The organism is Shewanella sp. 0m-8 (assembly GCF_052977265.1).
In genome coordinates, this window is record NZ_JBRIMB010000008.1 from 48,661 (window position 1) to 61,720 (window position 13,060).

The 13,060-nt window shown below is 43.8% G+C and carries 8 protein-coding genes; 3 read left to right on the forward strand and 5 right to left on the reverse strand.

Translation table 11 applies throughout. The annotated features are described in order from the left end of the window. Window positions 1-70: 70 nt before the first annotated feature. Window positions 71-2,305 carry a phosphoenolpyruvate--protein phosphotransferase gene (gene ptsP / locus ACVBIO_RS05740; RefSeq protein WP_447172170.1) on the reverse strand — a complete coding sequence of 745 codons (2,235 nt, stop codon included), beginning with the start codon at window positions 2,303-2,305 and terminating at the stop codon, window positions 71-73. Between the two features lie 18 nt (window positions 2,306-2,323). Further along, window positions 2,324-2,845 carry an RNA pyrophosphohydrolase gene (gene rppH / locus ACVBIO_RS05745; protein ID WP_447160402.1) on the reverse strand — a complete coding sequence of 174 codons (522 nt, stop codon included), beginning with the start codon at window positions 2,843-2,845 and terminating at the stop codon, window positions 2,324-2,326. A gap of 692 nt (window positions 2,846-3,537) precedes the next feature. Here rppH and mutH point away from each other — a divergent pair. Together mutH and ACVBIO_RS05755 are read left to right on the forward strand one after the other, a co-directional pair. Further along, on the forward strand, window positions 3,538-4,209 hold the full coding sequence (mutH, locus tag ACVBIO_RS05750; protein ID WP_447168880.1) for a DNA mismatch repair endonuclease MutH: 672 nt from the start codon (window positions 3,538-3,540) through the stop codon (window positions 4,207-4,209). A 125-nt stretch (window positions 4,210-4,334) separates the two neighbouring features. Further along, window positions 4,335-5,414, forward strand: a complete 1,080-nt coding sequence (locus tag ACVBIO_RS05755; protein WP_447160401.1) for an adenylate/guanylate cyclase domain-containing protein — start codon at window positions 4,335-4,337, stop codon at window positions 5,412-5,414. A 75-nt stretch (window positions 5,415-5,489) separates the two neighbouring features. On the opposite strand, the gene oxyR is transcribed toward ACVBIO_RS05755, so the two are convergent. From oxyR to ACVBIO_RS05770, 3 genes are all read right to left on the reverse strand, one after another. Beyond that, window positions 5,490-6,401 carry a hydrogen peroxide-inducible genes transcriptional activator OxyR gene (gene oxyR, locus ACVBIO_RS05760; RefSeq protein WP_447172212.1) on the reverse strand — a complete coding sequence of 304 codons (912 nt, stop codon included), beginning with the start codon at window positions 6,399-6,401 and terminating at the stop codon, window positions 5,490-5,492. Between the two features lie 205 nt (window positions 6,402-6,606). Then, entirely contained in the window at window positions 6,607-6,972 is a 366-nt protein-coding gene (locus ACVBIO_RS05765) for an Hpt domain-containing protein (protein WP_447160400.1), read from the reverse strand. 210 nt (window positions 6,973-7,182) lie between these two features. Next, the gene (locus ACVBIO_RS05770) at window positions 7,183-8,100 is read right to left on the reverse strand and encodes a TIGR01212 family radical SAM protein (RefSeq protein ID WP_447172171.1); all 918 of its coding nucleotides are present in this window, start codon (window positions 8,098-8,100) and stop codon (window positions 7,183-7,185) included. A gap of 509 nt (window positions 8,101-8,609) precedes the next feature. Here ACVBIO_RS05770 and gltB point away from each other — a divergent pair. Continuing rightward, window positions 8,610-13,058 carry a glutamate synthase large subunit gene (gltB, locus tag ACVBIO_RS05775; protein WP_447160398.1) on the forward strand — a complete coding sequence of 1,483 codons (4,449 nt, stop codon included), beginning with the start codon at window positions 8,610-8,612 and terminating at the stop codon, window positions 13,056-13,058. Window positions 13,059-13,060: the final 2 nt, after the last annotated feature.

Genomic DNA, 13,060 nt, shown 5'->3' on the forward strand with positions numbered 1-13,060 from the left:
CGACCTTTCGTTATTATTATTGATTAAGCTTAAATTATTCACTAACGGAATAACAAGTTATTGAGGCTTTTTAACTTATCACCGATAAAAGACCGCGTTGCTCACAATAATCACTGACTCGTTTTCTCACTTCATCGCCACTATTTAGGCATAATACTTTTGCTAATAATAAGCTTAACTCTTGCTGTGAAACACGTCTTAATAAGTAATTAATTCGCGCTAAACTAGCCTGATTCATACTTAATTGCTCATATCCCATAGCAACCAGCAAGATAGCACCAATAGGTTCACCCGCAAGCTCGCCGCAAACACTAATTGGCAGTTCGAGCTCATTACAGCGTTCGACTGCAAATTTGAGCGCTCTGAGAACGCCCGGGTGATAACTATCAAATAATGGGCTAACACTAGGGTTATTACGATCGACTGCTAATAGATACTGCGTTAAGTCATTGGAGCCTACTGAAACAAAATCTACCCGTTTAGCCACTTCATCTAACTGATATAGCAACACTGGAACTTCAAGCATGATGCCCACTTTCGGCATAGTGATCTGCTTACCAAGTTCTGAAGTCAGCTCCTGGCAAGCCTGTTCTAAATAGATCAAAGCTAAATCAATCTCTTCAAGATTACTGACCATTGGCAGCAAGATATGTAGCTGCTCAGTATCAATTGCCGCCTGTAGCATCGCTCTTAATTGAACTAGGAATAACTCAGGATGATCCAGCGATAATCGAATACCGCGCCACCCTAAAAACGGGTTATCCTCAATAATGGGGAAGTAATCTAGCGGCTTATCGCCACCCACATCCAATGTTCGCATCACCACAGGCTTATTACCGGCCGCCTTTAGAACCTTGCGATAAATTTCTAACTGCTCTATTTCACCAGGAAAGCACTGTTTGATCATAAACAGGATCTCAGTGCGATACAGTCCGATACCATCTGAGTCGGCGCCAGTTTCTGAATCAACGCTACTTAACAACCCGCTATTGATGTAAAGATAAATACGCTTACCATCAATTGTCACCGCTTTATGAGAGAGTTCTTGCGCGTATTGTCTTTGCTGCTCCTCTTGCGCCGCTATTAAGCTTCGATATTCAGACAGTACGATTCCTGATGGCTCAATAATGACCTGACCACGATTGGCGTTAATAATAATCTGCGACTTTTCTATATTGGCGCTTAATATGCCTTCAACACCAATAATCGCGGGTACTCCCATAGCCCTCGCTAAAATGGCCGCATGAGAGTTAGCACCGCCAAGCTCGGTGACGATCCCTGCTAATTTTTGTCTGGGAAACTCCGCTAATAAGGTGGTAGTGGCTTCACGAGTAATCAAGATCACTGGCGTTTGAGGCTCTAAAAAAATCTTATCCGGTTCAATTAACTGCCTCAGCACACGTTGGCCGAGATCTCTAATATCATTAGCGCGTTCTTTAAGGTAGAGGTCTGTCATCGAGCCGAAGTGTACGATGTAACGCTTGGAAACCAGACAAACTGCCGTTTCCGCGCTCCAGCCGGCTCTAACTTCTTTTATGTATTCTCCGCCTAAACTCGCTTTTTCAAGCAATAGCAGTAATGCCCTAAAAATCGAGGCCGCTTCTTCATCTTTTTCTCTATCGAAGCGTTGAGATAGCCCAACAAGCAGATCTTTGCACCGGTTCATTGCATCTTGAAGGCGCCTCTCCTCCTCATCAATTGATTTGGCCTGCCGCTCAACAAGATCAAATGAAATCTGTCCACCAAGCACCAAAGCTTGAGCTATCGCAATACCTTTGGAAGCCTGACTGCCAGTGTAGTAACGCTGCTGCAAGTTAGTGGCAGATTTAACTCTATGAGTGACCCCCTTAATTGCAACGGCTAACTGAGCAGCTAGTGTCATCAAGAAGGCTTCTTCTCCTTCACTAAATTGACGAGCCTGCACTTGCTGAACCACGATAACGCCAATAACCGACTTTTGATAAACGATCGGCACAGCGAGAAAGGCGCTATAAGCTTCTTCTGAGACTTCTGGGAGTAATTTAAATCTTGGATGAGATGAGGCATCGGCTAAGTTAATAGCCTCTTCTCGCTGAGCAACTAAACCAACGAGACCTTGTGTAATGGGAATTTTTACGCGATTAACAGCTGTGGGCTCTAGGCCATCAGTTGCAGAAAGTACGAGTTGTTGTTCTTCTAATATATAGATAGAACAACACTCTGTAGCCATAGCTTGCTTGGTTTGCGTAACAAGCAGATCTAACGCGTTTTGAAGGTCGCGAGCTGACGCAACCGCCTGTGTTATATCTCTCAGTGTTTTTAGCACTACTGCAAACCTCCCTATTTAGCTTCTACGCATACCTCGTCTTCTATTGTTCGACTCTTTAACCTGCAAAGGTAAAGTGGTCACAGCAAACTCTTTCATGACTTTTCGGTAAACATCTCTTTTAAAAGAAACGACTTGTCTTACTGGGTACCAATAACTGACCCAACGCCAATCATCAAACTCTGGGTGACCACTGGCATTTAGGTCAATAGCACTTTCGGCACTTTTCAATTGTAGCAAAAACCATTTCTGTTTCTGCCCTATACACACGGGTTTACTATCTTGTCTGATTAACCGCTTAGGTAATCGGTAGCGTAACCATGATCGCGTAGATGTTAGAATTTGCACATGTTCTGGCTTTAATCCTACTTCTTCGTATAACTCACGATACATGGCTTCTTCTGCTGACTCTCCATCGTCAACGCCACCCTGAGGAAATTGCCAGGAATGTTGGCCAAAACGTCTTGCCCACATAACCTGCCCAAAGCGATTACAGATAATGATGCCCACATTTGCGCGAAAGCCGTCACTATCAATCACATGGACTCCGAACTATTAACTATTAATCTTTTGATTGTTTCACAAAGCGTGTCCGGCGGCAAATATCTGTTACACGCCAATCGTTGGATAAAATGACTTTTCTATCAACCTTATCAACAGAGAGCCAAATGAATAACTCATGATATCCACAAAAACTGTGGATATCTCTGTTGGAAACTCAATTAAAGTCTAATAACTTGCGCATTTACTATTGGTTTATTAATTTTACCTTAGGAGAAAAGCAAACAACAAGACACACAATAACAAAGACTTACACTGAGGTATAAAAACCAAAACACTGGCGAAAGCCAAAGGTGGTCACTTTTTAACCAGCGCATTTAAATAGCTTGAATCGCTAGATAGCCGAAAGGTGTTATTCACAAGTGCAACCATTTTCCGTTTAAAAAAAGCAAAAAAACCGCCTTTTAATAGATTGACAGATCACTTTGATTGCAGTAGTTATTGAATAAATATAAGTTATCCAACAATTCTGTGGATAACTATGTTGGAAAAACAGGGAAAGCAGTGGTGTAACTTAGTAAAAACTCAAGTCCAGATATGAACAACAATAAAGTTCCCCATGCAATTCACTTACTTAGGTATAATTTCTACCGTTAGCGCCCAGTGTTTAACTAGCTGTTCGTTTTTCACTCTTATTTGATATAACTGACTATTTAGGTAAAATTATGCCTATGAAGAAATCACTTAGCTCCCCAGAAAGCATCGAAGAACTGATGCAACGCGCCGAAGCCATGGCAGGTTTAACCTTAGGCCAGCTTGCAAATTATCACGATATTGAGATGCCGAATGACTTAAAACGTCATAAAGGCTGGGTCGGACAACTAATTGAATTAGAGTTAGGTGCCTTAGCGGGCTCAAGGCCTGAACAAGACTTTGTTCATTTAGGCGTAGAACTCAAGACGATTCCAGTCAACCGACAAGGAAAAGTGCTCGAAACGACTTATGTAACGGTAGCGCCACTGACCAATATACAAGGGTTAACGTGGGAAAATAGCGTGGTTTGCCATAAGCTCCAACAGGTATTGTGGATCCCTGTTCAAGGTGACCGAGAGATCCCCTTAGCCGAGCGCCAGATAGGCTCACCTATTTTATGGCAACCATCTAGTGAAGAGAGTGAACTCCTAAAACAAGACTGGGAGGAGATCATGGAGTTAATAGCAATGGGCCAAGTCGACAAAGTCACAGCTCGACATGGAGAAGTGCTACAGCTACGCCCTAAAGCCGCGAATAGTCAGGTCGTTACAGATAGCATTGGCCGTGATGGACAACTCACCCAAACCAACCCTAGAGGCTTTTATTTAAAGACCCAATTTACCCAAAAAATACTTTCACAGCTGCTTTAAGTCTTTTTTTGGCCAAAACTCACACTCATTTGACCTAGATCACAAATACTACTAGTCAAAGTAGGGGAATATTCTATAAAATAGCGCCTCCTAAAATCGTGTAGTATTTGGATACCCCCTTAATAGTGAAAGCACATATACAAGCGAAAAAATTAGCCTTTGCTATATTCGCTTGGACTTTGGCCATGGCGGCTTTCGTATTTTTTAGATACGCGCAAACTCCAGAACTTCCACAGTGGGCCATTGGCTCCGCTGATTTAGCCACGCTTTCAATTTATATGGGCCTGATTTTCGGCAGCCTTCACTGGATGTCGAACTTAATTGCAGATTTCAGTGCTATCAATCGCTTACCCTATGTTTTTTCAGTTGTTTTTAAAGGCCTGTTTTTATTGCTCGGCGCAACAACTTTGGCCTATATCACCCAATACCTCAACATGTGGGCCATTGAAAACCATATGACTACATTGCGCCAAATGTTAACAGCTCACATTCTTTATAGTCCTTCATTCCAGGCATTGATTGTCTATCTCGTTGTGGTGCGTGTCGGCCTAGCATTTATTGAGCAGATGGCACTATTAGTTGGCCCAAGAGTGCTACTTAATATTGGTTTAGGTAAATATCATAAGCCAAGATATGAACAGCGCTTATTTTTGTATTTAGATATGGTGGCATCAACCACTCATGCTGAATCACTTGGAGACTATCGTTTTAGCCGCTTAATCCAAGACAGTTTTAGTTTATTAGCCGATACGGTAACCAATAACGAGGCTGAAATTTATCGTTATATGGGGGATGCAGTTCTTATCCACTGGCCATTAAAAGACGGTATTAAAGAAGATCGATGCTTTAATATTTATCATGAGTTTAGTCAGCAACTCAGCTGGCAAAGACGCTACTTTGAAGAACAATATGGCTTTGTGCCTAAATTTAAGGCTGCGGCCCATTGCGGTCAAGTTGTTGCTGCCGTTGTAGGTGTGCAGAAGCAAGAAATTAGCTTCTTTAGCGATGTACTTAATACCTTAGCTCGGTTACAAGACCAATGTAACCCACTGGGTCAGCGAATGCTGATCTCTGGCTCGCTACAATCACGTCTTGAATATAGCGACTCACAGTACAACCTAAATAGCTTAGGACCAATCAAGTTAAAAGGTAAGCAACACTCCATCGAAGTCTTTGGTGTCACACCTAAACTCGCTAACTCTTAGCAATAAAAAATAGCAATAAAAAATAGCAATAAAAAAGCCGATAATTTTATCGGCTTTATTATTTATACCAACGACCTATTTATCAGCTTGCTCTAATAACTTTTGGATCTCTAATCCTATCGTTCTAAAGGTCAAAATTCGGCTTGATGTTTGGCGCCAAACTAATCCGATGTCGCGGTAAGGCGTCTCACCAGGCGGGGCCATCGTCGTTAAGTCTGTGTTATTCAAAATCCCCGCATCGATTGCCATCTGCGGTAAGAATGTTGTGCCTAGTTTACAGTTCACCATCTGTACTAACGTGTGCAGGCTCGTCGCTGCAAATGGGTTGATTTTAATACTCTCACCTAATTGACAAGCCGAAATGGCATGGCCTGTAATACAGTGCTCTGCTTGCAGTAAAAAAATACTTTCATCCGGTAAATCTTGATAGTCGATGGGTTCATGGATCTCATCGCTCAAATCTTTATGCACTACCATTTTGAACGGATCAATACCAACCTTCATGCTATGAAAGCCACTCGTATCGACCGGAAGAGCCAGCAACAGCAGATCGAGCTCGCCTTTACCTAACGCGTTGATCAGACGATCGGTTGTGTCTTCTTTTAAGAATAGCGTTAAGTCTGGGTAAGCCTGCTTGCAATGTTGAACCACATTACTCAACAAAAAAGGCGCAATAGTAGGAATACAACCTAAGCGGATCTCACCAGTCATAGGCTCACCTTGATGCTTAACCAGTTCGACCAAATCATCAACATCAGTCAACAGCTTACGAGAGCGCATCACCACCTCTTCACCTATCGCGGTAAAGATAAATGACTTATGGTCACGCTCAATAAGCTGGTGACCTAACTGCTCTTCAAGGTTTTGAATGCCGCTAGACAAGGTCGATTGGCTGACATGGCATATTTTAGCGGCTCTGTTGAAGTTCTGTTCTTGGTGTAGATTCACCAGATAGAACAGATTCTTTAAACTTGGTAGATGTTTCATAAAATAGATTACCAGTGACATTATTTATCTAATCGTTCAATCTAACTCTACCATAAAACGCTAAGCCAACTCTGATTTAGAGCGGTTAGACTGTGAACTGAATCAAAAATGTACAAGATAATCTCTTGATACTGTTTAACGACAGATAAAAAAATAGCGCAGTGGATAATCCAAACTGCGCTATTAATATTGAAGCTAGGTTAATTTAAGCCTTAGACTCCAAGTATTCTTTTAATTGCTGCAAGTCTTTTGAAGCGTATGCAACAATTTCATTCAACCATGCTTGGTGCTCTTGTTCCCAAGATGCTTCTTCGCCATGTTGTAATAGCTGGGCATATTGCTGAATACGTTTAAGGCCAACTGAACCCGCTGCGCCTTTGAACTTATGCGCTTCGCTACAAAGCGTATCTTTATCGTTAGCTTCTTGTGCACTGACTAGGTTGCCAACGTACTCTGGCATCAGTTGTTCAAACAAGACGACGCTTTTAAGTAGCGTACCTGCACCAATTGCACTGCAGTATTGCTCCAGTGTATTAAGATCCAGAATTGATTCTAATTCAGCCGTTGCCATTTAGGCACCTCTCAAAATATTGCCATGTATACAAAAATACGAATTTACCACATAATACCCGCTAAAATCACCGGTGCAACAACTACTGTCACACGAGGTTAAATTTACACCGATTTTAACACTTTACCAACCTATCATTAAATAAAGTAACCTTGCGGCTACCTTGCCAATCTGATACTTGAACGTTTTTCGCACAAAGCTCCTAACAGTTTAAACGCTATTTTTCAAATAGGTACCTTGACCGCCTTTTGCCTTCAGATCATCAACAATTGCCACAAGACCATTCCAACGATAGGCACACCAGTCTGGTGCTAACAACATAGGTTTTTTGGCGTAAGCGGTAACTCGATGGAAGATCACCTCTTTGGGGGTCCAGCGTATCAGTTCTCCCACGCTAAAAGCATAGGTTTCAAGCTCAAGTAAACTCATCTTGTCGTTACGCCATGCTTTGGCCATGGTGCTGCCTTCCACAATATGCAGCGGGTGCAGCTTAATGCCATCAACGCCGACGGCTAACACCTTATTTAAGGTTTCAAGATAGTCTTTATGGCTTTCACCTGGCAGCCCCAAAATCAAATGAGTACATACCCTAATGCCTAAATGACGCGCGCGCTTAACTGTATCTTCATAGGCAGCGAAGTCGTGTCCGCGGTTAATTTTCTTTAGGGTGTTGTCATTAGCCGATTGCAGGCCTAATTCTAGCCATACATCAACGCCATCATTTTGATAGCCAACTAATAGCTCCAGTACGTCATCAGGAACGCAGTCAGGCCGAGTGCCGACACAGAGCCCAACAATATCACTATCTTGTATCGCTTCATCGTACTTTTGCTTTAATACTAGGTACTCATCATAAGTACTGGTATAGGCTTGAAAATATGCAATATATTTCGATGACTTAGATGATAAGCGCTCACGCCCCTGATTAAGTTGCTCTTGAATAGAAAGCTCTGTTTTATGTTCATGACTAAACGAAGCCACATTACAATAGGTACAACCGCCCTTACCCAAAGTGCCGTCACGATTTGGACAAGTGAACTTAGCATCAATAGTCAGCTTACGGATCCGCTCACCATATTTTTGTTTGCATACACCACCGAAGGTATTAACGTAACTATCCAGTCCCAACTGCTCTATCACCTTGCGAAAAAATTTGCGCTATTTTAACCAGTTCCACAATTCATTAATTAGCGCTAGCTCAAATAACCGTAAAGACCACGCTTTACTATTAATGATTTCTTTACGTTACTAACGACTCACCTTTACTACACTCATGTTTATTTATGCATAAATACTCACAAGTAAGAGTGGTTATCATTTCACTGTATGTGCAATAAAAATCACTTTACCGAAAACAGATATAATCAACATTTTAGTTACAAATAGGCGGCTAGAAAAAACCGTAAATTTCAAAATCCTTTTTATTCATAATGTTATACGTGAAGATCTGCAGTTTACGTTAAGGTAAACCGATTAATGCAGGTGTATTAAACAGCAATTGCAAGTTACTTTTTATGCAGTAATTTGGTTTGACCTTTAACCCGCTTGAGGTTAATTTGATTGATTCGGGTGCATATCTATAGAGATTTTTTGCTTTATCTCCCGAGTTGTATCAGTTGAGGTTAGGGAGTGTAGTAATGAGCTTATATCATCCAAGTTTTGAGCGGGACAATTGTGGATTTGGGTTAATAGCCCAGATGGACGGTGAAGCAAGCCACCGTATTGTACGTACCGCGATCCATGGCCTAGACCGAATGAAGCATCGTGGCGGTATTGCTGCTGATGGCCGCACTGGCGACGGCTGTGGTCTATTAATGCAATTACCAATTAACTTCTTTAAAGCGATAGCCGAAGAAAATGAATGGCATTTAAGCCGTCGTTTCGCCGTTGGCATGCTTTTCCTTAGTCAAGATACTATCTTAGCTTCGCAAACCAAACAGCTACTTGAACAAGAACTCCAAAAGGAAACCTTAAGTGTTGCAGGGTGGCGAAATGTGCCAGTTAATGCCGACGTACTTGGACCAATTGGTAAAGCGAGTCAACCACAGATAGTTCAAGTATTGATTAACGCCCCCATTGGCTGGCGAGAAAAAGACTTAGAACGACGCTTATATATGGCAAGGCGGCGTGTAGAGCAACAGCTTACTCACGATAAAGACTTCTATGTAGCGAGTCTTTCAGGCCAGGTCATCGTCTATAAAGGTCTGATGATGCCTGCAGACCTGCCTGCTTTTTATAGTGACTTGGCAGATATCCGCCTCCAAAGTGCAATCTGCTTATTCCACCAGCGCTTTTCAACCAATACATCACCTAAATGGCCGCTGGCTCAGCCATTTAGATATTTAGCTCACAATGGCGAAATCAACACAATTACCGGTAACCGTCAATGGGCAAGAGCGCGTGCTTATAAGTTTCACGCACCATTACTACCTGATTTACAGCAGGCAGCACCTTTCGTAAATGAAACGGGTTCTGATTCATCATCTCTGGACAACATGTTAGAGATGCTACTTGCTGGCGGTATGGATTTATATCGCGCAATGCGTCTATTGATCCCACCAGCGTGGCAAAGTAACCCTGAAATGGATGCAGAGTTAAAGGCCTTCTATGACTTTAACTCGATGCATATGGAGCCTTGGGATGGTCCTGCCGGTATCGTAATGACTAACGGCCGTCACGCGGCCTGTGCCGTTGACCGAAATGGCTTGCGCCCTTCGCGTTATGTCATCACTAAAGACCGTATACTAACCTTAGCCTCTGAAGTCGGCATTTGGGATTACGCTGCAGATGAAGTGATCGAGAAAGGTCGCGTAGGACCCGGTGAGTTGTTAGTACTCGACACCCTTAATGGGCAACTTTATTCATCGTTTGAAATTGATAACGACTTAAAGCGTCGCCACCCATACAAAGAGTGGATGGCTAAAAATAGTAAAGTGCTTAAACCTGCAGAAGATTTTGGACCGAACGATCAAGGTAGACGTGAATTTGATGATGCCCAGCTGCTGCAATATCAAAAACACTTTGGCTATTCTCGTGAAGAGTTAGAGCAAGTTATTTGGGTGCTAGCTCAAAAAGGTGAAGAAGCCACAGGCTCTATGGGCGATGACACGCCGATGGCAGTGTTGTCGAAAAAATCACGTACCCTCTATGACTATTTTCGCCAAAAGTTTGCCCAGGTAACCAACCCACCTATTGACCCGCTACGTGAAAAGCACGTGATGTCGTTAACCACTTGCGCGGGTCGTGAGCAAAACCTATTCAACGAGACCACAGGTCATGCCTACCGTGTGATGTTTAACTCGCCAGTGTTGCTATATAGCGACTTCAACCAGCTAATGGCACTCGATAGCACCTACTACCGTGCCAATACCGTCGATTTAAACTATGACCTCAGTGAAGGTTTAGAAGCGGCCGTTAAACGTATCTGTGATGAAGCTGAACGTTTAGCGCGATCGGGTACCACCTTATTAGTGCTTTCAGATCGTGCAACCGCTAAATCTAAGCAAGTGATCCCAGCTGCTATGGCGGTTGGTGCAGCACAGCAAGTGCTGGTTGATAATAGCCTTCGCTGTGACACCAACATCATTGTTGAAACCGCATCAGCCCGCGATCCTCATCACTTTGCAGTGCTGCTAGGCTTTGGCGCTACGGCTGTTTACCCCTACCTTGTGTATGAGTGCATCTCTGATCTAGCTAAGCGTAACGGTGTTGAAAATACCCGTGACTTGATGCTTAACTTCCGTCATGGCATAGACAAGGGGCTGCGTAAGATCATGTCTAAGATGGGCATTAGTACCGTCGCCTCTTACCGCTGCAGTAAACAATTTGAAGCAGTCGGTCTTGCAGATGAAGTCGTCGAGCTGTGTTTTAATGGCGTGATAAGCCGAATTCAAGGAGCGACGTTCGATTTAATCGAACAAGATCAGCAACTGCTACACAAAAATGCATTTAGAGCGCACCAGCCGTTGACCCAAGGCGGATTGCTCAAATATGTTGAGGGTGGCGAATACCATTGTTTTAACCCTGATGTGGTTAACACCTTACAAGCAAGCTTGAGAGATCAAGATTACCCAAGTTATAAACGTTTCACTGAACTTGTCGATAATCGCCCAATTGCAACATTGCGTGACTTAATTGAAGTCAAAGGTGAACTTGCCCCCGTTAAAATTGAACAAGTAGAAGCAGCTAAAACCCTATACCCACGCTTTGACAGCGCCGCAATGAGTATCGGAGCCCTAAGCCCTGAAGCTCATGAGGCACTAGCCGTTGCGATGAACCGCTTAGGCGGTCGCTCAAACTCCGGTGAAGGTGGAGAAGATCCACGCCGCTTCAATACCGAAGGTAACTCGGCAATTAAGCAGATTGCGTCGGGTCGATTTGGCGTAACGGCACATTATTTAGTCAATGCTGAAGTATTACAAATCAAGGTTGCTCAAGGTGCAAAACCAGGCGAAGGCGGACAACTTCCTGGCGATAAAGTCAGCGTTGAGATTGCCGCGCTACGTAATGCTCGCCCAGGTGTGACACTGATTTCACCACCACCGCATCATGACATCTACTCGATTGAAGACTTAGCTCAGCTGATTTTTGATTTGAAGCAAATCAATCCCAAAGCGCTAGTATCAGTCAAACTGGTATCTGAGCCAGGTGTCGGCACCATTGCCACCGGTGTCGCTAAAGCCTACGCCGATATGATTACCATTTCAGGGTACGACGGTGGTACTGGTGCCAGCCCTATCACCTCAGTAAAGTATGCCGGAAGCCCATGGGAGCTTGGTCTTGCCGAGGTACATCAGTCTCTGATCGCAAACGGTCTGCGTCATAAAATCCGCTTACAGGTGGATGGCGGCTTAAAAACCGGCAAGGACGTTATCAAAGCCGCACTGCTCGGCGCTGAAAGCTTTGGTTTTGGAACTGTGCCTATGATTGCTCTAGGTTGTAAATACCTACGTATTTGCCACCTCAACAACTGCGCGACGGGTGTCGCTACCCAAAATCCAAAACTGCGCAATGAGCATTACCATGGATTACCAGAACGCGTCATGACCTATTTTGAGTTTGTGGCACAGGAGATCCGTGAGTACATGGCGGCACTGGGTGTAACAGAGTTTGAAGAGATGGTAGGGCGCAGCGACTGGTTAGCAGCCATTGAGGGCGATACGGCTAAACAACAACATCTCGATTTAGCACCGATCCTATATCGCCCTAAGGTGCCAGAAAACTCAGCGGTTACATGGCGCGAAATCAATCCTCCATCAGACAAAGGTCAATTAAACCAACGTCTGGTCGCAGATTGTAAAGAGGCCGTATTAGCCGGTATATCCATTTGTGAGATGTTTAGCATCAACAATACCGACCGTTCTGTAGGAGCGAGCCTGTCAGGCTATATCGCAACCCACATTGGTAAAAGCGGCGCGAAAGCCCCTATCACCCTGAAATTTAACGGCAGCGCAGGCCAAAGCTTTGGAGTATGGAACGCACCGGGTCTTGAGCTAATGCTATGCGGTGATGCCAATGATTACGTCGGTAAAGGCATGTCTGGCGGTAAAATTTGTGTCTATCCACCACTGGGAAGCCCATTCAAGAGCGAGCGTTCGGCGATTTTAGGGAATACCTGTTTGTACGGGGCCTCTGGCGGCAAGTTATTCGCGTCAGGTAAAGCTGGCGAGCGTTTTGCGGTGCGTAACTCAGGTGCCATTGCCGTTGTCGAAGGCTTGGGTGATAACGGTTGTGAATACATGACTGGCGGCATTGTTGTTGTGCTCGGTAGAACCGGCGTTAACTTCGGTGCAGGTATGACCGGTGGGTTTGCCTATGTATTTGACCAATATGGTCACTTTAACCGCCGAGTCAATACCGAGATGGTCGATACACACAAAGTACAATCGCCAATACATCAGCAGCATCTACGCGATTTGATAGAGCAGCATGTAACAGAAACCAATAGTGATCATGCCAAGATGATCTTGAGCGATTTCGAAAACTGGCTAGATTGCTTCATTTTAGTGAAACCAAAAAGTGTTGCACTAGATGATCTATTAAAGTTAGCGCAATCAGAACCTGCACTTGCAGTCAGAGCGGGGTAAAT